Below are 22,478 nucleotides of genomic sequence, written 5' to 3' on the forward strand. Positions count from 1 at the left end.
AAGGCAAAAAGCTTCACAATTTGCCGAAATTTGGATTCAGAAATTTTAGAACGGTAAATGTATTTGTTTTTCATCTGCATGATCATGATTTGAACACCATTTTATTTGGTTGTTCTTATCGTGACCCAAAAAAAAAATAAATTGAAAAAAAATAAGTTAAAATAAATTAAAAAAAAGAGATAAAAGAAAGAAAAATAATCTTAATGATTGATTTTCATTTCTTGCTTTTCTTCTCAGCCGGTTTTTGATTGGGGTCTTTCTCTTTGATTTCTTCCGCTTTTTTCTTCTCTTTCGCTTCCGCTTTCTTTTTTGCTTTCATTTCAGCGACCCATTTATCCTTCTCGTCCGCGCGCGTGTCTTCGCCGCGCATCTTGCGCTCCAAATCGCGAATTGTATCGCGCAGTTGAATCGCACGCTCAAAGTCGAGCATTTCGGCGGCCAAATTCATTTCCGCTTCGTATTCGATGATCAAATTCGGAATTTCGGCTTTGGGGATGTGTTTGACGTCGCTGATGTCGGCAACCTTCTCTCGGATTGGTTTTCGAATCGTTTGCGGAATGATGCCGTGTTCTTGGTTAAACGCCATCTGAATATTTCTGCGGCGCTCGGTCTCTTCCATGGCTTTTTTGATGGAACCGGTTTTGTTGTCGGCGTAAAGAACGACTTTGGAATTGGAATTACGGGCGGCGCGGCCGATAATTTGAATCAGGCTGCGGGCGTCGCGCAAAAATCCTTCTTTGTCGGCGTCGAGGATTCCGATAAAACCGACTTCGGGGATGTCGAGACCTTCCCGGAGAAGGTTAATGCCGACGAGAACGTCAAAGTTGCCGAGCCGCAGGTTTCGGATAATTTCTGTCCGCTCAATCGTTTTAATGTCGGAGTGCAAATACCGGGTTTTGATGCCGGCTTGCGCCAAATATTCCGTGAGCTCTTCCGCGAGCCTTTTGGTCAGCGTCGTCACCAGCGCGCGGTCGCCGTTGGCGATGACTTTTTGAATTTCTTGGATGATGTCGTCCACTTGTCCTTTGATCGGACGGACTTCCACCACCGGATCCACGAGGCCGGTCGGGCGGATCACTTGTTCGACCACTTGCGCCGATTGTTCGATTTCATAATCGCCGGGCGTCGCGGACACGAAAATGGTTTGTTTCATGTATTTTTCAAATTCCTCAAACCGAAGCGGGCGGTTGTCGTAGGCGCTCGGGAGGCGGAATCCGTAATCAATGAGGGATTTCTTTCGGGCGTGGTCGCCGTTGTACATGCCGTGAACTTGCGGCAGCGTCTGGTGACTTTCATCAATAATCATCAGGAAGTCGTCCGGGAAGTAATCGATCAAACAATACGGCTGTTCTCCCGGTTTTCGATTGTCAAAGTGCATGGAATAGTTTTCAATGCCCTTACAGCTGCCGGTTTCCCGGATCATTTCCATATCAAACAACGTTTTTTGTTTGAGGCGGTGCGCTTCGAGCATATCGAGTTCGGGAAGGCGGTCTTCTAATTCTTCCATAATCGCGTCAATGGCACGCGCTTGTTCGGATTCCGGAATCACATAGTGCCGGGCCGGATAAATGGTGAAAGCGTCCATGTCGAACTTTTTGGTGTTGTTCAGCATGTCGATTTCTGAGATTCGTTCGATTTCGTTGCCGAACAATTCGATTCGGATCACATCTTTGTAGTAACCGGGAATCACGTCGATCGTGTCGCCTTTGACGCGGAATCGTCCGGGGGCAAGATCAAGATCGTTGCGCTCAAATTGAATGTCGACGAGTTTTGAAATGATTTCATTGCGTTTTATTTTGTCGCCGACGGCCACTTCCAGTCCCATGTTTTCGAAGTTTTCCGGATTGCCGAGACCGTAAATACAGGAAACGGACGCAACGACGATGACGTCGCGGCGGGAAACGAGCGACGCGGTGGTTTCCAGGCGCATCTGTTCGATTTGCGGGTTGATTTGCGCGTCTTTTTCGATGTATTGGTCTTTGGCCGGGATGTACGATTCCGGCTGATAGTAGTCATAATAGGAAACGAAGTACTCGACGCGGTTGTTCGGGAAAAATTCTTTAAATTCGTTGTACAGCTGCGCTGCCAGTGTTTTGTTGTGCGCGATGACAAGCGCCGGCCGGTTGACGTTTTTGATGACGTTGGCGACCGTAAACGTCTTTCCGGATCCGGTCACACCCAAGAGTGTTTGGAACCGGTCGCCGTCGTTGATACCTTGAACCAATTTGGCGATGGCTTCCGGCTGCGAACCTTTGGGCGTCATGTCGCCGGCCAGGTCAAACGCCGGCGAATCGCGGCGGCGGGTTTTAATTTTGAGATCTCTTTTTGAGTCAATGGAATCCATAAATGTCTCTCGTTTCGTTTTTATTTTATTAAAAGATTTTTTATTTTATTGATTTCGGAACGTTTCATTACTTTGAACTTCTATTTGAACTTGCTTATCTCTTATCCGGTTGTGATTTTATAGGTGCGCCGGTTGTTCGGGCGGCGGCGGCGCGCGCGTTATGGCGGCCGTTTTTAAAGGCATTTGGAGAAAAACAGATTTTGATTTTTATTCTCTTCATTTATCCATAAAATCATTTTTATTTTTTGTCTGTGATGATTCAAATAAGCATAAATAGAGGAACGGCTCTTTTTGTAAACCATTTATGATTTGGAGGTAAATCATGGCAGAATATTCTCAAAAAAATCAAAATATTTCAGGTTTTTCCGTTGATTTCGGAAACAAATTCTTATCCAAAGTTTATATGTGGATGATTTTGGCGCTCATTTTAACGTCTCTTGCATCTTATGCCATCCTCAGCACGCCGTCCCTTCAGCTTTTCTTCTTGGGAAACGTGTGGCTGGTTTGGATCTTGATGATTGTTGAATTGTTTGTCGTTGTTGTTTTGAGCAGCAAAATCGAATCCATGTCCACATCGACCGCAGCGGCTGTTTTCCTTCTCTACTCCGTGCTCAGCGGAATTACGATTACGCCGATGTTGTTTTACTACTCGCACGCCACGATCTTTATGGCATTCGGCGTTTCCGCCGGCATGTTTGCCGCCATGAGCGCCGTCGGCTACTTTATTAAGAAAGACCTCAGCACCTTGGGCAGATTTTTGTTCATGGCGCTTATGGGTCTTGTGATTGCGATGCTTGTCAACATTCTCATTTCCATCTGGTGGCCGGCAACCGCCTGGGGATTCAGTTTCGCGTTGAGCTGTCTGGCAGTTCTGATTTTTGCAGGACTCACAGCTTACGACACGCAAAAGATCAAAAAGATCGGACAAGCGATTGCGCATGAACCGTCCCGCGGTTCCAACATTGCGATCATTTGCGCGCTCACGCTGTATTTGGATTTCATCAACTTGTTCGTGAACATGCTCAGAATCATGGGCCGGAACAACTAAAATTAAACATTTTGTCCGCTTCGGCGGATTTCTTTTTTTATTTTTTCTTTTTGGCGAGCGGCGTGCGCGCGCGTTATGGCGGCACTTTTTCGTTTTGTGTTTTTGAAAAGCAGATGTCGCTATTTGAAAATGTTAGAAGAATTCATTCCAACACTTAATTTTGATGTCGTGCAAACTCTCCCGATAAAACAGACGCGTTTCGCGTCTGTTTTATCGGAATTCGATGAATCGGATTGGGTACAGTGACAACGTGCGTAAGACTGAGGGAAGTGTTATGTGTATTGTTGGAACCTGCTGCTGAAAATCGGAACAGAAAAAAGTGTATTGTTAGCAACAGTAGATGCAAATTGCAACAATAAAACAGTCAACCGTAGGTGCAACTGAAATTTAAAAAATAGCCAGCTGCAGATGCAACTCAGTATTTCAAAATTGGAATGTATCTGTGATAGAATTCCGCAAAATACAGACGCAAAGCGTCTGATTTTGCGGGCTGGTTTGCTTGGGGAACAGAAACAAACAAAACAAAACTTTTAGCGACCGAAGGGAGCCGTTCGCGTAGCGAACTTACGGAAACAGCCTCCAACCACCCTTGAAAAATTCCTAGCGAAGCGACGGAATTTTTGCGTCAGAATTTGCGGGCTGGTTTGCTTGTCTCAAAATTAAAAAAGAGAACTGTTAGAAATTTCTTGAGAAATTATTATTTCGACCGATTCTGTATATATACCAAACCAATCAGCAGAACAAATCCCAATAATGAAACAGTTATTCCAAATCCGGGAATGTTTTCATTTTGGTCTTCGGAATCGGTTCCATTCGTATCAGATTCATTCGTTACGGGTCCCGATCCAATGATTGTGTTGTTTCCGTAAATGGCAATCGGAACGTTTCGAACACCTTTTTTTTCACCGGTTTTTATGACCATGTTTGTGATGTCATTTAATTCCTGATCGGTTATATCCCCATAATCATCGTAAATGAAAATTAAGACCGTATCATAATCAACGAAAAAAGCGCCGATCGGACCATTCGGATATCTGTATTTTTCAAAACTTTTATTCATTCCAACTTCATTCACAACGCCGGACAGTTTTTGGTTCCACTTGTAAGCCTCTTTTCCTCTCTCTTTTTCGGGAACAAGGCCGGACGTTTTAAGTACGCCTTCTCGGCCGGATAAATTTTCAAAATAAGACGGCTTTGTCGGCGGATAATATTTTTCCGGAATACCGATATCCGTTGTTCCGTATGGCGTCACGCCGATCACAATCGGAACATTGTTGATTCCATGTTGTTCAGCCGTTTTTGAAACTTCTCGAACGATGTCATTCAGATCTTCATCAATAATATGGGACCGTGAATCTAATCCGACAAATATGTATCCTTCCGGATGTGCTTCAATGTTATTGACCGGTCCGCAAGGATGTTTGTAAATAATGTTAGAATCATTTTTCCAAAACTCTTTGGCAATGACATTCAGTTCGGCGAACCATTCTTCAGCGTCTTCTCCGGTTTTATACGGAATTTCACCGGCAACTCTGTAGGTATCGTTTTGATTTTCAAATTCTTCCAAAATAGAAGGATCTGTGATGAAAATTGTTGTTTGATCGCCTGTACCGGAACACGGAACCAAAATCAAACAAAAAAACATGGAGATAAAAATTATTTTTAAAAATGTTTTATTCATAGAGTAACATCCCTTGAATTTTAAATGAAAATGGTAAATAATTCAAATATATTCCTAGTTTTTAGATTATATATAATCAACTCAAAAAAATGATGCATGCACTCGATTTTATAAAAATTCAGAAATATTAGGTAGGTTTTTAATACAATTGGTTTGTTTTGGTCATTACAAAATTGAAACAAAAAATAATCACAACCAAAAGAAGGAACTAAATATGACTCAAGACAAAACCAATTTAAACACCGCTTCCGATGATGACGACGCTATGTTTTCCTGTCCGAACGAAAACAAGGAAATGACATCACGGGATTGGAACCGGATCGGAAAAGATCTTTTAATGGCCGGCGCTTTTGAAGACGCCTTGGTCGCTTTGGAAGACGGCCTGGCGCTTGAACCTGAAAACTACGATTTATTGAAAAACAAAGCCGACGCGCTCAGCAATATCGGACAAAAGGCCGAATCCTTGGCGGTTTACGAATACGCTTCCACGCTTTATCCGGAAGACGCCAAAATGCTCAGCTTCACAGGCTTTGCAGCGCTTGAAAACGGTCAATTTGAAAAAGGCGCGTCTTATTTTGACCGGAGCATTCTCGAAAACTCAGAATTTGAAATGCCGTGGCTCGGAAAAGCTTTGGTGTACAGCAGCGTTTTGGACTTCGAAGAAGCGCTGAAATGTTATGACGCCGCGCTTGAAATTTCGCCGGACTTTAAAGAAGCGCTCTTCGGCAAAGCTGTGGCGGTTTCCGCTCTGGGCGACTACGACCAAGCGATTGCGATCTACAACAGCGTTTTGGAAATGGATCCGGAAGACCCGGACGTTTGGTATTATCTGGCGCTCGCCTACGACGCGCTCGGCGACGGCGCCAACGCGATTATCGGCTACGAAAAAGTTCTGGAAATGCATCCGGATTTCGATGACGCATGGAACAACAAAGGCATTTTGCACAACGCGATGGGACAATTCGAGGAAGCGCTTTACGCTTTTGACAAAGCGATTGAAATCGATGACAGTCAAGCTGACGTTTGGTTCAACAAAGGCTACACGCACACCATGCTCGGCGACTTTGACAGCGCCGGCGAGGCTTTCGCGCGCGCCATCGACATTGCGCCGGACTTTGAAAACGCCTACCTTGAGGCGGCTTTTGCGTATGTGCAATCGGGCGCCGTTTTTAAAGCGCTGGACCTTTACAACAAAGTTTTGGAGCTCAATCCAACCGCTGAAGCCTGGTTCGGTGTGGGCGTCTGCCATATGGCGGCCGGCGACCAAGAAAAAGCGGACGAGGCTTTCGAACAGGCGATTGCGATGGATCCGCGGTACAAGGAATTGATTGACGCACAAAAAAATAAACCCGCGGAAGCTTAAATTAAAATTTCAACAAAAACAAATCTTCTCTTTTTCTTTTTTTGGGCGGCGGCGCGCGCCAAAGCCCAAATTCTATTTTTCGTTTAGATTTTTCAAAATCAACGGGTAGTTTCTTGAAAATGCCAAGCGAACCGCCCCGAAAATTCGAACGCGTACCGCGTTCGAATTTCTCGGAGTCCGATAGTGGGATTGGAAATAATTGCAGATACAAACGGGACTGTAAAACACAACTGTCAACTGCAAACTAAAAACAAAAAATTAAAAACGTAAAATTAAAAAAGAAAAACCAGGTTCAGGCAAAAATGCCTGAACTTGAACTTATGAAACTCATTCTGACGAAAAGCATGCGTCCCCATTCGCCGACCCAGGCCAAAAATTCCACATAAACCGGGTAATGGTCTGAAACCGCTGCTGTTTGCGATTGATTGAGACCGTAGGCGGCGCTGTAGTTGTAAACGCCGGTGTTGCCGGTGACGTACGGTTCCAAGGATTTCGTAATCACGATTCTGTCGTACGTGTTGTTGGTTTTGGTGGTTGTGACCATTTCGTTGGTGATAAGCCACACATATTTGTCGGATTTCAGATCCGAAGCGCCGCTTTCATTGAAATAGGAGCCGTCGGCGTTAAAGTCACCCATGATGACGTAATTTTCCTGACCGACGTAAATGGTTTTGGCGTATTCGACAACGCTGTCAAGCTCGTTGATTTCGCTTTTGGCGTCGTCGGGTTTGGTGTGAATCAAAATGAAAAGCGCGTCGAAGTTGCCGATGTTGGACCGGAACGTCACCATATACGGTTCGCGTTCAAACGGGTCGGTGCCGTCGGGTTCCGGGTAAGTGATCGGTTCACTGGCGACGTATACCTTTTCTTTGTTGTAAATGTAAGCGTATTGCTCTTTGCTGGTCGAGCGGCCGAGACGGTCGCTGACGACGTAACCGTAATTGTAAGGCGTGCCGTTTTCATCCGTTCCTTCGTTGATCAAATCGACCAATTTCGGGAGCGAGTCGCCGGAAGCGTCGCGGATTTCCTGGACGCCGACGATGTCGTAGTTGCGAATCGTTTTCGCGAGAACGTCCATCACTTCGGGATTGGACGCTTTGGACGCGCCGAAAATCTGAATGTTAAAAGCGGCGACGTTGACACGTGTTGTCGGCCGTAAGTCTTCGCCGCAAATGCCGCAGATCTTTGTTTCATTTTCAAGACCTGCGGACGCATTGGATGAATTGTCGTCAACAGGTGTGTTTGTGTCGTTTGTGACGTTGGACGAATTGTTAACGTCGGTACCATTATTTGTTATGTCGATGCATCCCGAAAACATCGTCGTCAGGAGAAGAAAAATAAAAAGAAGCGGAAGCAATTTTTGAAGCTGCATGATATTGAATAGTTACATGAATATATTTAATATTATTCTATAAATGAGAGATATAGAACTGATTTTTATATAATTGGACAGCGGAAACCGCGGGGCGGAAAAATGAGTAAAAGGGGCGGCGCCGGCGAGAATTGGAGTCGGCTTTCATAAGAGCGATAAATTCGGGTACAATTTTCATTTTCGAGCAATTTTTCATCTGAAACTTTTCATATCCAAGCAAACCATCCCGATCAATCAGACGCGTTTCGCGTCTGATTGATTGGATTTCCGCACAGATTGGAAATTATTATTGCTACAGAAACTGAAAAGTGAAAATGGAAATATTGGAAACGTTCAACTGACAGACTGAGCAAAAAACCCTTCCGAAATTTCATATACGGTCACAATAATAATCGGCAGGTTTTCAACACCATATTCTTGACCGACGGCCATATAAACTGCAGCAATTTGATCTTTTTCTTCATCAGGAACGCTTTGTCCTTCGTTATAAACCGTCACATAAACGAAACCACCAATAGTGTTCATGGATGAATCATAATGAGGAAATGGAGCCATTAGATTATTTTTAGTCACGTTTTTGATGATCTCTTGAATCAATAAATTCCATTCATAAGCTTCTTTTCCTTCTAATTGAGGGACTTCGCCATACCACTTACTATTACAATCAAATTGAATATCACCAAAAGATTGGGTTTTCGGAAATGAATTAATTTTTTGTTGCTCCAATAATTGATTATCTTTTTCTTCAATTCTAATCTGCTTTTCGTGTTCATATTTTTCGTGGAAATTAGGAAAAGAGATGAGCAAAAGGAATAGAAAAATCATGAGAAGAAACACTGTTATTTGAATTAATTTTCTTTTTTCCATATTACTCACTCTTTGTTTTGCCAATTTATTTGGTTGTTCTTATCGTGACCCTAAAATAATTTCAAAATGTTTTTAATTTAATAGTATATATATTTTTTTAAAATTGAATATATAATTATATTGTAAAAAATAAATGATAGATGTCTTGTACAAAAGTAAAAAGTAATAAAAAAAGAACATGAAACCAGAGAAGTAGGAAGTTAAAAATATATTAAATTTAAATTTATTGAAAAATCAGTCGTTTTCTTCCCGCAGCTGTTTTTCAAACAATTCCATAAATTCTAACCGTTCTTTTGCAATCCGTTTTGCAGTTTCCGTATTCAGCCTATTCGGAATTTCCTGCGGTTTGTAGCTCATATACGCGTAAAACCCTTCGACCGGATCTTTTGTGTAAACCGTCTTTTTAGAACTGCCTTTATCAATTCCGGTCAAACATTTCAGCATTCGAAGCGACCCCATCGAATAAACGGATCGAAAAACACCGACGGCGCCGAGTGCATCTAACCGGTCTGCGTCTTGTAAAATTTGAGCTTCAATCGCCTCCGGTTTTTGTCCGGAACTGAATCGGTGGGACAGAATTATGCTGCTGACAGCTGAAATATCGGCATCTGAAATTGTTTCCGGATATTTTTGCTGCTCACTCTTTAGAAAATCAAAAGCCATTTCCGACCCGTAAACGGCGTGGTCGCCGCCAATCTCGTTTTCTTTGGGCGTTCCGACGTCGTGCAAAAGCGTGGCGAGCCGGATTAAAAAAAGGTTGCCGCCTTCGGTCTGTTGAAGAAAAACGGCGTTTTTTTCCACGCGAAAAACATGACCGATGTCGTGAGACGTCGTTTCATTGTCTAAAATTTGAATCATATATTGGCGGGCGTTTTCAATGATTTGAAGCTGCGCCGCCGATAGATTTGTCATGTTTTCACCGGATTTTGAAATTTGAAATTTAAAATTTGAAATATTCAGATGGTGGCTCAACTCAATTTTGTAAAGTCTGTTCTGAAAAATCGAGGTGGATGGAAATTATTCCATCATCAAGTCGGCGCCGCGCATCAACACTCTTTTGCGTATTTCAGCCCGCTTTTCCATTTCTTCGACTTCTTCCGGCGTCGGTCCTTTGGGCGTCGGGTCGATGCCTAATAGCTCGTTCTGCTTTTCGGTCAAATGCTCTTTCATTTCTTCAAGCGCGTCCGCCAAAACCATTTTGTTGTCATACTGCTCGATAACTTCCCAAAGTTCATTTTTGCTCAACAGCACCAGTTCCGGAATCATTTGAATCATGTTCGAAATCGCGCGCGTCAAATTGTCGACGATGCTCACGTGCGCCGTTTGTGCGGTTCGCGAGAGCGGATTTAAATCAACTGTAATCACAAGTTTCTCCATTTCCGTCAAAGCTTTGCAGCGGTCGCCGTCTTCCAAAGGAACAAAAACAACGTCTGCCGCAAAAATACCGTCGCGTTCCACTTTGGCGCGTTCGTGGTCCAAATTCAGCAGCGGTTCAGCGTTTTCGCCCAAAACGCAGCTTGCGTCGTATTTTTTGAGTTCGTCGACGATTTTTTTGACGCGTTCGGGCGTCCGGTGGAAAAGATTGACTTCCAATTTTGAACCGGTGAGTTCCGCCAGTTCGACCAGTTCTTTCGGAACAAGAGCGGCGGCGTTTCCGTTCACGGAAATCACCGGATTTTCTGCCAAAAGAAGAAGACAGGCGGCAGCCGTTTCCGCGTGTTCCGCACTGGCAATTGTTTTTTCGCCGATGAGATAATCGAAAGCTTCGCCGCGGCCTTGAGCGGTCAAACCTTGCTGGCTTGTCAAACCACGATTGACGCCGGAGACGATTTTTTCGCGGGCAATCAAGGATTCGTAACGAGGATGATTTTTGGGGATTTCTGTCATAAATTTACCTTTTTATTATTCTGTTATTCTGATGGGAGAAAATAGGTGTTCGCATTAATTACTGTTTTGTTTGTTTGGTTTTGTTTTTTCTGAATGTCGAGCAAACCAACCCGCAAACATTCCTATTAAAATCAAGCAAACCATCCCGCAAAATCAGACGCTTTGCGTCTGTATTTTGCGGATTCCGATCAGCAAGATGCAATTATTTGGAAATACAGATTGCACCCTCAGTTGACTATTTTATAATTTCAGTTTGCACCTACGGGTGACTGTTTTTTAGTTTCAGTTTGCACCTACGGGTGACTATTTTTTAGTTTCAGTTTGCATCTACTGTTTCCAACAATACACCTTTTTCTTGTTCCGATTTTCAGCAGCAGGTTCCAACAATACACATGACACTTTTCTCAGTTTTACGCACGTTACCACTGTATCCAATCCCACTCATCGGATTCCGATTAAACAGACGCGAAACGCGTCTGTTTAATCGGGTTGGTTTGTATGACATCAAAAATAAAATGAGTTGCCCCGTTTTAAAAAACTCAAAATGAAAACGTGTCGCCATAACGCGCGCGCCCGCTGCCCGCCAAAAAAACGGAAACCGAAAACCAAACCCCAAAACTTGCCGTCAGTTTCAGAAACGATTAAATAAGAAAGAGAAGGAGAATTATAAAAATAGAAATCAAAAATAAAAAATAAAATCAAAATCGGAGAAATAAAAATGATTGACCTTCACACACACACACTTTTCAGCGACGGCGTTCTGATTCCAAGCGAGCACGTTCGCCGCGCTATTGTTCACGGCTATTCCGCCATCGCCATGACGGATCACGCCGATTTTACCAATTTCGATTGGATCATCTCGTCCCTTGAAAAAGCCAAATATTTGGAAAAGGAATGGGACATCACCGTTTTGTCCGGTATTGAAATTACACACGTTCCGCCCGCCAAAATCGACGCGCTCGCCAAAAAGGCGAAAGACGCCGGCGCCGACATCGTTGTTGTTCACGGCGAAACGATTGTCGAACCGGTTGCGACCGGTACAAATCTTGCCTCTGTGAAATCGAAATATGTGGATATTCTGGCGCATCCTGGATTTCTGACAATCGAAGAAGCGGAACTCGCCCGCGACAATGATGTTTGCATCGAAATTACGGCCCGCAGCGGACACAACCGGACAAACGGCCACGTCTCCAAAATCGCAACGGAAGCGAAAGCAAAAATCGTTTGCAACACCGACGCCCACAATCCGGGAGACATGATCACGAAAGAAACAGCCATGAATATTCTGAAAGGCGCCGGACTTTCCGAAAAACAAGCTGAAACTGCATTTTTGAATTCGGCGGAACTGGTCAAAACGCTGAAGAAATATTGAAATTTTAAATATTTTAAAATTTCAATATTTGAATTTTCATCTTTTTAATTTCAATATTTTTAATTTTCATTTTTTTAAATTTATATTATTTTAAAAATAGTTTAGCAAGTCACAAATTATATATTCTGGTTTAATCTTTTTTTCTTTATGGAAACGAATACAGATGATTTTGTGAAAACCTATCTGACTTATGAAGGCAGATTGAACCGGCAGCCGTATATTATTCTTATTTTGGCTTATATCGCATTCATTTTTTTCATGTCGATATTGATCAACATTATTTCCATATTTTCAGGCATCCTCGCCGGATTACTCTCACTCATATTCTTAATCAGCATTCTTGTTTTCGGGATTGTTTGTCTTCTTGCCGCCATTCGCCGCCTTCATGATATGAATTTGTCCGGCTGGTGGTACATTGGTGTTGTGATCGTTTCTCTTATCCCGATCATTGGCATAATTGCCCCAATCTGCTTGATGGCCATTGATGGAACAGTTGGTCCGAACAAATTCGGAGAAGATCCGAAAGGCCGAAATCCGATAACGTATGAAAATAACAATGTCAACAGCACAACCGGCGCAGCCAACGCAACCAACAATGCAGCAGATGTAAATGCTGAAAAAGCCGCCCTTGGAAACGGCAACAGCGTTAACAATAACGATAACAACAGTATAAACAATGAAAACCGCAACGTCAGCGACAGCAACGCCGGTGACAACAGCAATACCAACAGCAGCACAAATGATAACAATAACCGTTCCAACGACAACGATGACGACACCATCGGTCAATTTTAAGAAAAGGTTAATAATGTTATGACTCTATTAAACCCGTGATTGATATGGGCGTTATGGATAAAATTCTCGGGAAAAAAAAGAAAAAGCCTCAACGGCTTGATTGGTCTTTAGAAGACGAAAGCCGCCGGCAAAAAGATTACATTGCCAGTTCCGAATACGTGATTCCGTCCGACAAAATCATGACCAGCATGATTCAAGAGATGGAATCCGGTCATTTCTTTTTTTCAACCAATGTTTTCTTCCGGGTGGATTATGTCGGCAAGGAAAACGAGTGGTACAAAAAGCGCGACTATACGTTCAGCACGCTGACCCTTCGGAAAAAACCGGAAGACGCGCACAAAAAAAGAACGCTTCTGCACCACGACGAACCCGCTGAAAATCCCGCGCCGCACATTTATATTTTGGAAGGCGACGGTATTTTCCTCAAGGAAAACAATTCCGGCTTGATCTGCGACACCGAAGAAACCGACTGCCACGTCTATGCGGAAATCACATACGAAGACCGCCTGATTCAAATCAAAGACTGCAAAGGATTCGAGCAAACCGATGACTGGTATGCGTTTATGCTGCTTTTCAAATTGATTGAATACTATTACAAACCATCGGGCGACAGCGTGACCGTCAAAAAAGAAAACGAAACGACGGAAAGCGGCAAGAAAGAGTCAAATAAAAAAGAAGCAAAAGAATGAATGTGATTCATTCTTTTTTATTTTTAATCATTCAATAATTATTCTATAAATTTAGCAATTTAATAGAATATAATTCGTTTATATTATATTAAAACAGAAAGAGAATTGGAATATTTTACTAAATGGGAAGATTCTGCTTGCTATTTTAATCCGATCTGAGAATTTACTTGCGGTGAAGTTATTGCTATTGGTGAATTATTCTGAGTAAACGACTGCAGACAGTTTAACTGGTAAAATGGATGAAGAAGTTTTCGGATTTCCGTATCCAGAGATTGATAATATTATCAGACATGGTTCTAAAAAAGATACTGGTTGTTGCAGATTTGTTGATAAGAAATTCTGTGAAACATCTCATAAAAGAGAAGATATTCCGTTTTTCAAACCAAATGTAAAACAACTATATTATAAATGAGGTATAAAATGACACAAAAACAAGTAATTTGTATAATTATTGCGTTTCTTTTATTTGTTGGAATATGTGGTAGTTGTATGTGGTACATTAATAATTATGAATACCCAGAACCAGATCATTATCCAGATCATATTAAAGAAATTACATTAGATCAACAGATTAAATATGATTATAAAACAAAAGAAAGATATGTTTTAAACGAACCTATAACATTTTTATGGGATTCTGAAAAAGATAGAATAATTGATTATATATTATGGAATAGTGAAGACGGTAGATGGCGTATCGGATATATTAACTATAAAGACACTGGATATTTGCATTATGACGATGACGGAAACGTTAAAGATGTTAATTATTATGTGACATTAGAAGACTTTACTTCTGGAGAATATGACGAACGTAAAGTTAAACATGAAATATCTGTCAACAAAATTATGAGAGAAGCAGAAGAACGAGATAAAAAAGAGATGGAAAGACAAAGATATCTTGATTCTCTTGAAAGAACAGTAAAGGTAACGACTACAGATGAAAAAGGTAATACTGTTGTAACTTATGTAACAGTACGACCAGAATAACATTTTTTAATCTTCAATTTTTTATTTTAAATTCTTCTGTTTTTGCTCTTTCATTTTTGAACCAGTTCGCTGGACCGGACCAACGGAATCAATTCAACGCCGATTTCTTTTAAGGATTCGGTCGCTCCGGATTCACGGTCAACGATGGTGATCACGCGTTGGACGTTGGCGCCGTCTTCTTTGAGCGCTTCAATCGCTTTTTTAACGGAACCGCCGCTGGTTGTGACGTCTTCCATTAAAATGATTTCTTTGGACAAGTCCAAATCGCCGACATAACGGCTTTTGGTGCCGTAACCTTTCACTTCTTTGCGGATAATCAGAAGCGGATATTCCGTTTCCAAAGAAACTGCTGTTGCGATCGGAACGCCGCCTAGCTCTACGCCGCCAATGATGATTTGATCATTTTGCGTGGTCGCGGAAATGGCGTCAACCATTTCTCCGATGCAGGCTGCAATCACTTTCAATGTTTTCGGGTCGGTGCTGGCTTTTTTAATGTCAATGTAAAAGTTGCTTTTTTGTCCGGACGACAGCGTAAATTCGCCGAATTTGACGGCGTCGCACGCAATGAGCGCGTCCACAACAATTTGGTTATCCATGATGATCAACGGGTATCACTCTCAAAAAAGGAACTGATAAAATGAAGTCTAATGAAACGGAACTTGAAAAAAACCAAATTAAGATCAAATTAAAATTAAATCAGAGAATTAAATCGTAAAACGAAGCTATTAAAGTAACCATTTAAATTAAAAAAATTAATTTTAAAAAATAAATAACAATAAAATGAGTTTTCTCATTTTATTGAAATTTATGACATCATTGAGATGACGATTTTGTGTTGTTGTTAATGATTTCTTTCAACGCGTTCACTTCGGAAACGAAGGAGACGCCGTTTGTGCTTTCGATGTAGAACTTGAATGTGTCGCCATCTTCAGAAATCTTGTACGTCACGCCGTTTGAGCTGCCGTTGACGGAACGGTCTGTAATGCTTTGTTTAACGCCAGCGGACGCGTTAATGAAAACGCTTTCCAGTTGGTAAGTTTCGTTGGAAAGAATGCTGGTGCGCTGGTAATATTGACTGTAGTTGCTGCCGTCGTTGGCGCGGAAAACAATCATGTCTTCAAAATTGGAGACGTCGTCTGTTTTGGACAAAATGTAATCAAAGTTGGTGGACACGTTGGTTCCGCCGTCGTTGACGTCCAAAGCGCGTTTGGTCAAATCAGTTGTCGGGTAGGACAACAACACCGGATTTCCGTCGACAAGATACTGCGGCGTCGGGTTGACGATCAGCATGCTGTAATTGTTGTATTTGTCATATTGCGGTCCGATGGATTTGTTGCCGTAGACAGTCACGTTTCCGTTGTTGTCGCTGACGGTGTAGTATTCCAGAATTCCGGTCGGATAAGAACCGATCAAAACTTTGGAAATCGTGGTTCCCGGGAACACCTGAGTTGAAATGTTGTCGGTCGGATAGATGTTCACGATTTGCGCGCTGACAGTTCCGGACGGCAAGTGCTTCACGCCGTCTTTCAAGTTGGTGTAAGTGAAATTGATGTCTTTTCCGGGCATTTCCGACATGGGGACCGTATAAAGAGAATTGTTGGTTTCATTGGTTGCATTCGGATTGTCGGGATTATTGTTCACCAACAGAGCAACGGACGCTACGAAAAGGGAGCCGATCATTAAAACGATAAATAAAACCGCTCCAAACTTCATTATTTTGCTTTTACCTTCATCAGCCATGTTTACACCTGAATTGACCGAAATATTTCAATCGGATTCAATTTGAATTAATGGAACAGAAAAGCACTTTCCTCCTATAAATAAATTCACAAAAACGAAAAATAATGACAAACAAAATCATCCGCAAAATGATAACAAAAAAGCAAATAAAACAACCCAAAAGCGATAAGGAAACAACAGAAAAGCGATAATGAAACGACAAATGAAATAATAACAAGAAAGGAATGAAAAAAGGAAAGAAAAAATAAAAAAAAGAAAGGAAAAGAGAAGGAAAATGAAAAACGATTATTTTCCTTCCAAAATTTTCAGCGCTTCGTCAATGCCGGCGCCTTCGACGGTGATCGCATAAACCGCATTGCACATTCGGATGGCTTCGTCCAAAGATTTTTGGTGGATGTTGCGTCCGGTCGCGTTGCCGCAAACGCCGCCCGTATGGATTTGTTTGTAAAGCTCTTTGATAAAGGCGTCCGAGGCCGCGCTGGAACCGCCGGCGCAAACGACTTTCGTCCGTCCGGCCGCTTTCACAGCTTCTTGTAAAAGAACCGCAGCGTCTGTTCCGTCTTTGGATTTCGGAGAATTCACTTTGACGAAGTCGGAATTCAGGCAAGCGCCGACGCCGGTCGCGCCGGCGATGAGGTGGCTGTCTTTTTCATCGGCGACGGCTTTGCCGCGCGGGTAAATCCAAAGAACCGTGATGAGTCCGTACTGGTGGGCTTCATAGATGAGCTGCGCCGCTTCGGTGAGCATATCGGCTTCATATTCGCTGCCCAAATAGATGGTGTAGCCGATGCCGAGAATGTCGAGCCCGCTGTTTTCTTTGAACTCGGCGATTTGTTCCATGTCGTAGAGCTGGCCGCTGTACGGGTCGTCCTGCTCGGTTTTAACCAAATGGGTTTTGGAATTCATTTTCACCAAATAGGGCAATTTCGGATAGTCCATGCCGTAGCGGGCGATGAGTCCGAGCTGGGTCGCGAAAACGCCGATCCGGGATCCGGCGGCGATTTTAAACAAGTGTTCCGGGTCGTTGTCGTCGGCCGGAATGCCTTTGCCGCAAAAATCGTCGTTTAAGTGCTCGATTTTTTGGTCGCCCGCAAAAAGCATCAAATTGCCGCTGTTTTGCGTGATTTTCAGATAATTTTGAATATAGTCGTCACGAGCGTCGCGGGGGACGTCTAAAGGAACAAGAACATCTTTTTCAGTGATCTTCATAAAAACAACCTCTCATGGATTAAAATGAAAATAAGGATTGAAAATGTAAAGGGCATGGTTATATTAAAACTGTCCGCTAATCAAATAAATAAAAAGAAAAAAGAGGAAAATACAGCGCCGCCTACAGGGCTCGAACCTGTGACATTCTGGTTAACAGCCAGACACTCTACCATCTGAGTTAAGGCGGCACATTATGAATCTATTTTGAAACGGACATTTCTCGTCCGGTTTCATTTTTGTTCGTTATTCATTTAACATGAATTTATATGAAAATTACTAACAGTTATAATTTAACACAAGTTCAAAAATCAAATCATTCGACTTGATTTTTGGAGATTGTTTTTAAAACCAAGCGCCGCCTACAGGGCTCGAACCTGTGACATTCTGGTTAACAGCCAGACACTCTACCATCTGAGTTAAGGCGGCATATGCTGAATTATCTTGAATATCGTGTTTTGCGATTTTTCAGGAAATAATTACTTGTGGTTATATTCAAGGATACTGTATATCCTATATATACTTTTTGAATGGGCCTGACAGGATTTGAACCAGTGACAACTCGGTTATGAGCCGAGCACTCTAACCGCTAAGTTACAGGCCCAGATGAAATGATGAATGTAATGAATCAAACAATAACAACAAAACTAAAAAGAATTGGAATCGGAAATAATTTTTGATACAAAACAACAATGAGAAAAATGAAAAATTGTAAAAAAGAAACGGATTTTAAAACCAAGCGCCGCCTACAGGGCTCGAACCTGTGACATTCTGGTTAACAGCCAGACACTCTACCATCTGAGTTAAGGCGGCATTTGAAATTGCCTCAAGGAAGCGAATCTCTCTATATTACAATCATATTTAAACGTTTTGAGAGGGAGGGAAGAAACCTAGAAATAGTTTTTAAACAATTCAATGCCTGTTTTAAAATATAAATCTTCAAATTGAAATATTGAAATAAAATTGAAAGAAATAAAAACACACTGAGGGATATGATGGAAGAAATTGCCGGTTTTGTAAACGGAAATAAAATGAGAAAAAACGTTCTTGAAATTTTAAACTCGAAAGGCGCGATGGATTCCAAAAGAATCGCCAAGACGCTCCGGTGCATTCCGGCGACGATGGACAAAGTCATTTCAGAAATGGAAGAAAACGGACTCATTGCGAAAACGGATGACAAATACGATTTGACGCCGGAAGGCAAAGCGGTTATGAATTTTATTCATTCCGTCTGATCCTTTTTCCTTTCTTTTTTATTCTTTTCTTTTATTTTTTCTCTTTTTTGATTTTTTGGCGAGCGGCATGCGCGCGCGTTATGGCGACACTTTTTCTTTTTGCGTTTTTGGAAAGCCGATGGGCACTTTTTTGAAGATGTCATGCAAGCCCTCCCGAAAAATCAACCGAAAAATTCCGTCGCTTCGCTCGGAATTTTTCAAGGGCGGTGAGAGACTGTTTTTGTAAGTTCGCTGCGCGAACAGCTCCCTTCGGTCGCGGAAAAATAAGTCCACAAATTAAATGATGTCAAGCAAGCCCTCCCGAAAAATCTAACGCAAAAATTCCGTCGCTTCGCTCGGAATTTTTCAAGGGCGGTTGGAGGCGTTCCTGTAAGTTCGCTTCGCGAACGGCTCCCCTCAGTCGCGGAAAAATAAGTCCACAAATTAAATGATGTCAAGCAAGCCCTCCCGAAAAATCAAACGCTTTGCGTTTGATTTTCTCGGAATCCGATGAAATGGAATTGGAAAACAGCAACGGTAGGTGCAATCAGAATCGTAAACAGCAGGTGCAGATTGGAACAAGAAGTAACTGTATTGTTGGAAACGGTCGGTGTAAACTGCAATCTAAAAACAGTAAACTGTAGGTGCAATCTGAAATTTGAAAATAGTCAACTGTAGGTGCAATCTGAAATTTAAAAATAGTTAACTGTTGGTACAATTGGAATTTAAAAACAGTCAACAGTAGGTGCAATCCGTGCTGTGAATTGGAATGTATCTGCAGATCGGATTCCGCAAAATACAGACGCCAAAGGCGTCTGATTTTGCGGGGCGGCTTGCTCGGATTTGAAGAAATATTTGCGGGTAGTTTTCTTAAATCGGATAATATTTGCGGGTCAAGTTTCTTGAAATTGAAAATAATCATTTATTTTTCAATCAGCGTCAAAGAAACCATCCATTCGTCTTGAATTTCCCGTTTTGTTCCAATGACCAAACGCTTTTTTTTTCCGATGACTTCGACCAAACCGCGTGCCCGGATCTTTTCTCCAACATGTGCTTGTCCGGCATAAGTGTGCGTGTAACTGAAAATTTCTAAAATTTCCGGATGATCAATTTCGTAGATCGCCGGACTGTCAAAAGCAAAATCCGCATTTGTGACCACTGCTTCGATTTCAATCTTTTCGGTATCGATGCCGCGTTTTGGCGCCACTGTAATTTGTTCCGGCGACCGGGCAAAAAGTAAATCGAAGTAAACATTTTTGTCCGGCATGTGAATCATGCCGCGGTTGCCTTTTCGGATTTCATGGGCGAAAAATTCCTCAAACGACAGCGGCGACTTTCGTTTCTCATAAACGGTCTGCCACATGGCGTCGTCGAGTTCCGTGATGGCCAAGTCGTTTGAGTTGAATCCTGATTTTTTCATTTGATTCAATGCTGTTCTTGCTTTTTCCCACTCGGTTCCGTAAACCAAAAAGTCGATGTCTGAATTTTCATTATCCAGTCCGGCCAAAACGGATCCGGAAATGCCCATCGCCGATACCGGAACAAAGTTTTCCATTCGGCGAATAATTTCAAGAGCCGCCGGATTTTGAATTTTTCCGGACAAAATGTCGCAAACAACGTCGTTCGGCTTTAATACGTGTTCGATTTCTTCCCTCGGAACGACAATAACATCTTTCACCCAAGCCGGATTTTGCTTTTTGATGATGTCGAAAGATTCCTCAAATCCGGCTTTTCGGTAGCGCACATTTGTCCCGCGCAGAACGCGGTCGCCCGCCGGATCCGGAACGTAACGCAAAATGGAACGGATTCCCTCTTGGGGATGAAAATAATCGGGAACGGAAAAAATGAGTCCGCTTTTGGTGATGAAAAAATCACGCAAAACCGGATCTGAAAAATTTGAAGAATTCTTTGAAACCATGATTCCGGTTAGGCGTTTAAGTTTTTAAAAGTATGGGAGCCGTCGGAAATGATTGGAAATGAAATTTCCAATCATTTCCAGACCGGCTGCCATGTAACGCCGTATTTGTCGGTCACCCAAGCGACTTTGCGCATCTCCAAAACCGGCTCCGGCCCCATCATAACACTGCCGCCGTCGGAGAATGTTTCAAATATAAGATCGAATTCGGCTTCCGTGGCGCAGTCGATGTAAAACGACGTCGCCCAGGAAAACGGCACAGCGTATTCTTGCTGCATATCCATCGCCATGAATTGTTGGCCGAAGATTTCAAAAGCGCCGTGGAGAACTTTTCCTTCGTCTCCGTGGCCGTCTTTGGGAACATGCGTGATGGAAATGATTTTTCCGGAAAAAGCGGAAACGTAAAAGTTCATGGCGTCTTCGGCATTACCTGCAAAGGTGAGGAAGGACGTGATTTTTGGATTTGAAGTCATGGAAAATTCTCCCGATACCTTTTAAAACAGATGAATTATATAAAAGTTCAGAGAGAATTCTTAAAATAATTTATTGATACAATTTACCCTCATTCACAAACAAATGGAAAAAGCAAAATGGCACGTTTAAATTCAAACTTTTATAAATTACTGGTTTTGTCATTATTAGTACTCTTCATCCTTGTTTTTATTTTGTCATACATAGATCAAGGCGCACACAGTTTATTCACGATCATCGTCGCTGCTGTTTTCTTTGTTCTGATCATCGGAACGCTGGCTGTGATTGGAATGAATCTGTTGAAGAAAAAATAATCTTTAAATTTAAAAAATCGGATTCATATTGAATCCGATTCTCTTTTTTGTCTGTTTTTGATTCGTTTTCTGATTTCATTTCTTTTTAGACAGCTGTGCATGTGTATAAATTGATCAAAGAACTTGTTTGAAACAAGTTATTGTTTTTAAAATCGGAATCGTCTGTGATATAATTGAACTTGCTATTCGGCTGACATCTTAAATGAACGGTAAAGAAATCCATCGGGTCGTAAAGGTGCCTCTCAAAATCGGAAACGAAAGATTCAACATCTTCTTTGGTGATAGAATCATCTTCAATGGAATAGGATTGAGTGATTTGATTAAGGATTTCATCTAGTTTTTGTTTTAACTTATGCCTTTCGTATTTGTTTTGGCGGTATTGTTTGAATTTTGTTTTCGGATTTATTTGATGATATTGATCAAATTCAATTTTTTCAACAACATGCAAAACCTCTTGTAAATTCAGTGTTGAAACAAATATGGAATTTCCATTTTCTTGAAGATATTCCACAAACCGTGAATAAACAATCTTCTTGTTTGTTTTTTGATTTCTTTTTTTATCGTTCAAATGAATAAACAAAAGAACGTTGGCATCAATGAAGTATACTTCATTCGGATCAACGGTTAACGATTCTGAAATCGGAATGATCATTAAATCCACCCCATTTCTTCAAAAACTTTTTCCCAAATTTGATCCCGTTCTTCCTGCTGTTTCGGCGTCAGGCTAATGTATTCAACCGCACCTTCGTAAGCCATCCTGTAAGCACCCTTTCCGATCTCTGACAGATTTGTCACAAAAATCCGCGCGTCATATTCCTCAACCGGCATTTGCTCCAAACGGCCCGTAAACACCAGGTCAAAAAAACATGTTGTGAAATGACCGAGTTCGGAAAAATCAACAGTGACCTTGTCATATTTTTCCAAAGCCTGATCAAGTTCCGCTTTTAAAATATCGGCGTCCTCTCCGCCAAAACATATTGAAATGAAATCCTTGGCTTTGATGGTGACGGATTCCATTCTTTTTTTGGCGGCAATGGTTCTAGATTTCTTTGAAATCGTTTCTTTTTGAATTTGATGCTTGTTTCCGGTTTTTACTGCCTTTGTTACCGTATTTGTCTTTGAATTTTTTGTTCTCTTTTCTTTCTTCACGGAATCCACTGATTTCATTTTTGCCATTTCATTTCCTCCATCAATTTGTGTAAAACGAAAA

At 41.9% G+C, this 22,478-nt stretch carries 20 protein-coding genes, 4 tRNA genes and 3 pseudogenes; 8 read left to right on the plus strand and 19 right to left on the minus strand.

The genetic code is table 11. The features are described 5' to 3' along the window. Nucleotides 1-80, minus strand: a pseudogene (locus MsAg5_RS06875) (IS1595 family transposase); the annotation flags it as partial. Between the two features lie 284 nt (nt 81-364). Further along, nucleotides 365-2,344, minus strand: a pseudogene (gene uvrB, locus MsAg5_RS06880) (excinuclease ABC subunit UvrB); the annotation flags it as partial. Between the two features lie 322 nt (nt 2,345-2,666). Here uvrB and MsAg5_RS06885 point away from each other — a divergent pair. After that, entirely contained in the window at nt 2,667-3,392 is a 726-nt protein-coding gene (locus MsAg5_RS06885; protein WP_338099894.1) for a Bax inhibitor-1/YccA family protein, read from the plus strand. A 697-nt stretch (nt 3,393-4,089) separates the two neighbouring features. Here the strand turns inward: MsAg5_RS06885 and MsAg5_RS06890 are convergent. Continuing rightward, nucleotides 4,090-5,019 (minus strand): hypothetical protein, encoded by a 930-nt coding sequence (locus tag MsAg5_RS06890; RefSeq protein WP_338099895.1) that lies wholly within the window; start codon nt 5,017-5,019, stop codon nt 4,090-4,092. Nucleotides 5,020-5,287: 268 nt separating this feature from the next. On the opposite strand from MsAg5_RS06890, the gene MsAg5_RS06895 reads away from it, so the two are divergent. Next, nucleotides 5,288-6,436, plus strand: a complete 1,149-nt coding sequence (locus MsAg5_RS06895) for a tetratricopeptide repeat protein (RefSeq protein ID WP_338099896.1) — start codon at nt 5,288-5,290, stop codon at nt 6,434-6,436. A gap of 292 nt (nt 6,437-6,728) precedes the next feature. Here MsAg5_RS06895 and MsAg5_RS06900 read toward each other — a convergent pair whose 3' ends face one another. From MsAg5_RS06900 to MsAg5_RS06915, 4 genes and pseudogenes are all read right to left on the minus strand, one after another. Continuing rightward, a complete protein-coding gene (locus MsAg5_RS06900; RefSeq protein ID WP_338099897.1) occupies nt 6,729-7,808 on the minus strand; it encodes an endonuclease/exonuclease/phosphatase family protein in 1,080 nt (359 codons plus the stop codon). A gap of 333 nt (nt 7,809-8,141) precedes the next feature. Beyond that, entirely contained in the window at nt 8,142-8,675 is a 534-nt protein-coding gene (locus MsAg5_RS06905; protein ID WP_338099898.1) for a hypothetical protein, read from the minus strand. Between the two features lie 234 nt (nt 8,676-8,909). Beyond that, nucleotides 8,910-9,587, minus strand: a complete 678-nt coding sequence (locus MsAg5_RS06910) for an HD domain-containing protein (protein ID WP_338099899.1) — start codon at nt 9,585-9,587, stop codon at nt 8,910-8,912. Nucleotides 9,588-9,812: 225 nt separating this feature from the next. Beyond that, nucleotides 9,813-10,562: pseudogene (locus tag MsAg5_RS06915) on the minus strand (4-phosphopantoate--beta-alanine ligase); the annotation flags it as partial. Between the two features lie 718 nt (nt 10,563-11,280). Between MsAg5_RS06915 and MsAg5_RS06920 the strand changes: the two are divergent. The 5 genes from MsAg5_RS06920 to MsAg5_RS06940 all read left to right on the plus strand — a co-directional run bounded on the left by MsAg5_RS06920 (nt 11,281) and on the right by MsAg5_RS06940 (nt 14,408). Then, the gene (locus MsAg5_RS06920) at nt 11,281-11,934 is read left to right on the plus strand and encodes a histidinol phosphate phosphatase domain-containing protein (RefSeq protein WP_338099900.1); all 654 of its coding nucleotides are present in this window, start codon (nt 11,281-11,283) and stop codon (nt 11,932-11,934) included. Nucleotides 11,935-12,081: 147 nt separating this feature from the next. Then, entirely contained in the window at nt 12,082-12,729 is a 648-nt protein-coding gene (locus MsAg5_RS06925) for a DUF805 domain-containing protein (protein WP_338099901.1), read from the plus strand. Between the two features lie 44 nt (nt 12,730-12,773). Next, complete coding sequence (locus MsAg5_RS06930; protein WP_338099903.1) at nt 12,774-13,418, plus strand: hypothetical protein; 645 nt, start codon at nt 12,774-12,776, stop codon at nt 13,416-13,418. A gap of 235 nt (nt 13,419-13,653) precedes the next feature. Then, a complete protein-coding gene (locus MsAg5_RS06935) occupies nt 13,654-13,830 on the plus strand; it encodes a hypothetical protein (RefSeq protein ID WP_338099904.1) in 177 nt (58 codons plus the stop codon). Between the two features lie 8 nt (nt 13,831-13,838). Then, complete coding sequence (locus MsAg5_RS06940) at nt 13,839-14,408, plus strand: hypothetical protein (protein WP_338099905.1); 570 nt, start codon at nt 13,839-13,841, stop codon at nt 14,406-14,408. A 50-nt stretch (nt 14,409-14,458) separates the two neighbouring features. On the opposite strand, the gene pyrE is transcribed toward MsAg5_RS06940, so the two are convergent. The 7 genes from pyrE to MsAg5_RS06975 all read right to left on the minus strand — a co-directional run bounded on the left by pyrE (nt 14,459) and on the right by MsAg5_RS06975 (nt 18,167). Next, a complete protein-coding gene (gene pyrE / locus MsAg5_RS06945; protein WP_338099906.1) occupies nt 14,459-15,004 on the minus strand; it encodes an orotate phosphoribosyltransferase in 546 nt (181 codons plus the stop codon). 217 nt (nt 15,005-15,221) lie between these two features. After that, entirely contained in the window at nt 15,222-16,148 is a 927-nt protein-coding gene (locus MsAg5_RS06950; protein ID WP_338099907.1) for a hypothetical protein, read from the minus strand. A gap of 285 nt (nt 16,149-16,433) precedes the next feature. Further along, entirely contained in the window at nt 16,434-17,357 is a 924-nt protein-coding gene (locus tag MsAg5_RS06955) for a beta/alpha barrel domain-containing protein (protein WP_338099908.1), read from the minus strand. Nucleotides 17,358-17,472: 115 nt separating this feature from the next. Beyond that, nucleotides 17,473-17,545, minus strand: a tRNA-Asn gene (locus MsAg5_RS06960). Nucleotides 17,546-17,710: 165 nt separating this feature from the next. After that, a tRNA-Asn gene (locus tag MsAg5_RS06965) sits at nt 17,711-17,783 on the minus strand. A gap of 102 nt (nt 17,784-17,885) precedes the next feature. Beyond that, a tRNA-Ile gene (locus MsAg5_RS06970) sits at nt 17,886-17,958 on the minus strand. Between the two features lie 136 nt (nt 17,959-18,094). Next, a tRNA-Asn gene (locus MsAg5_RS06975) sits at nt 18,095-18,167 on the minus strand. A 179-nt stretch (nt 18,168-18,346) separates the two neighbouring features. Between MsAg5_RS06975 and MsAg5_RS06980 the strand changes: the two genes are divergently transcribed. Then, complete coding sequence (locus tag MsAg5_RS06980; protein WP_338099909.1) at nt 18,347-18,589, plus strand: MarR family transcriptional regulator; 243 nt, start codon at nt 18,347-18,349, stop codon at nt 18,587-18,589. 455 nt (nt 18,590-19,044) lie between these two features. Here the strand turns inward: MsAg5_RS06980 and MsAg5_RS06985 are convergent, their stop codons facing one another. The 5 genes from MsAg5_RS06985 to MsAg5_RS07005 all read right to left on the minus strand — a co-directional run bounded on the left by MsAg5_RS06985 (nt 19,045) and on the right by MsAg5_RS07005 (nt 22,444). After that, nucleotides 19,045-19,191 (minus strand): hypothetical protein, encoded by a 147-nt coding sequence (locus MsAg5_RS06985; RefSeq protein WP_338099910.1) that lies wholly within the window; start codon nt 19,189-19,191, stop codon nt 19,045-19,047. A 299-nt stretch (nt 19,192-19,490) separates the two neighbouring features. After that, nucleotides 19,491-20,486 carry a nucleotidyltransferase domain-containing protein gene (locus MsAg5_RS06990; protein ID WP_338099911.1) on the minus strand — a complete coding sequence of 332 codons (996 nt, stop codon included), beginning with the start codon at nt 20,484-20,486 and terminating at the stop codon, nt 19,491-19,493. A gap of 71 nt (nt 20,487-20,557) precedes the next feature. Then, nucleotides 20,558-20,956: a VOC family protein gene (locus MsAg5_RS06995; protein WP_338099912.1), complete on the minus strand. Its 399-nt coding sequence runs from the start codon at nt 20,954-20,956 to the stop codon at nt 20,558-20,560. Between the two features lie 397 nt (nt 20,957-21,353). Further along, nucleotides 21,354-21,920, minus strand: coding sequence for a hypothetical protein (locus MsAg5_RS07000; protein WP_338099913.1), 567 nt, complete (start codon nt 21,918-21,920; stop codon nt 21,354-21,356). Further along, nucleotides 21,920-22,444, minus strand: coding sequence for an STAS-like domain-containing protein (locus tag MsAg5_RS07005; RefSeq protein ID WP_338099914.1), 525 nt, complete (start codon nt 22,442-22,444; stop codon nt 21,920-21,922). Before MsAg5_RS07005 ends, MsAg5_RS07000 begins: the two co-directional genes overlap by 1 nt. Nucleotides 22,445-22,478: the final 34 nt, after the last annotated feature.

It is taken from the genome of Methanolapillus africanus (assembly GCF_032714475.1).
Classification (GTDB): Archaea; Halobacteriota; Methanosarcinia; order Methanosarcinales; family Methanosarcinaceae; genus Methanolapillus; species Methanolapillus africanus.

Coding starts and splice junctions, on each gene's coding strand:
- pyrE (WP_338099906.1), bottom strand. CDS start 15,004: ATGGATAACCAAATTGTTGTGGACGCGCTCATTGCGTGCGACGCCGTC.
- MsAg5_RS06940 (WP_338099905.1), top strand. CDS start 13,839: ATGACACAAAAACAAGTAATTTGTATAATTATTGCGTTTCTTTTATTT.
- MsAg5_RS06935 (WP_338099904.1), top strand. CDS start 13,654: ATGGATGAAGAAGTTTTCGGATTTCCGTATCCAGAGATTGATAATATT.
- MsAg5_RS06925 (WP_338099901.1), top strand. CDS start 12,082: ATGGAAACGAATACAGATGATTTTGTGAAAACCTATCTGACTTATGAA.
- MsAg5_RS06995 (WP_338099912.1), bottom strand. CDS start 20,956: ATGACTTCAAATCCAAAAATCACGTCCTTCCTCACCTTTGCAGGTAAT.
- MsAg5_RS06990 (WP_338099911.1), bottom strand. CDS start 20,486: ATGGTTTCAAAGAATTCTTCAAATTTTTCAGATCCGGTTTTGCGTGAT.
- MsAg5_RS06920 (WP_338099900.1), top strand. CDS start 11,281: ATGATTGACCTTCACACACACACACTTTTCAGCGACGGCGTTCTGATT.
- MsAg5_RS07000 (WP_338099913.1), bottom strand. CDS start 21,920: ATGATCATTCCGATTTCAGAATCGTTAACCGTTGATCCGAATGAAGTA.
- MsAg5_RS06910 (WP_338099899.1), bottom strand. CDS start 9,587: ATGACAAATCTATCGGCGGCGCAGCTTCAAATCATTGAAAACGCCCGC.
- MsAg5_RS06950 (WP_338099907.1), bottom strand. CDS start 16,148: ATGGCTGATGAAGGTAAAAGCAAAATAATGAAGTTTGGAGCGGTTTTA.
- MsAg5_RS06980 (WP_338099909.1), top strand. CDS start 18,347: ATGATGGAAGAAATTGCCGGTTTTGTAAACGGAAATAAAATGAGAAAA.
- MsAg5_RS06955 (WP_338099908.1), bottom strand. CDS start 17,357: ATGAAGATCACTGAAAAAGATGTTCTTGTTCCTTTAGACGTCCCCCGC.
- MsAg5_RS06905 (WP_338099898.1), bottom strand. CDS start 8,675: ATGGAAAAAAGAAAATTAATTCAAATAACAGTGTTTCTTCTCATGATT.
- MsAg5_RS07005 (WP_338099914.1), bottom strand. CDS start 22,444: ATGGCAAAAATGAAATCAGTGGATTCCGTGAAGAAAGAAAAGAGAACA.
- MsAg5_RS06895 (WP_338099896.1), top strand. CDS start 5,288: ATGACTCAAGACAAAACCAATTTAAACACCGCTTCCGATGATGACGAC.
- MsAg5_RS06900 (WP_338099897.1), bottom strand. CDS start 7,808: ATGCAGCTTCAAAAATTGCTTCCGCTTCTTTTTATTTTTCTTCTCCTG.
- MsAg5_RS06930 (WP_338099903.1), top strand. CDS start 12,774: ATGGGCGTTATGGATAAAATTCTCGGGAAAAAAAAGAAAAAGCCTCAA.
- MsAg5_RS06885 (WP_338099894.1), top strand. CDS start 2,667: ATGGCAGAATATTCTCAAAAAAATCAAAATATTTCAGGTTTTTCCGTT.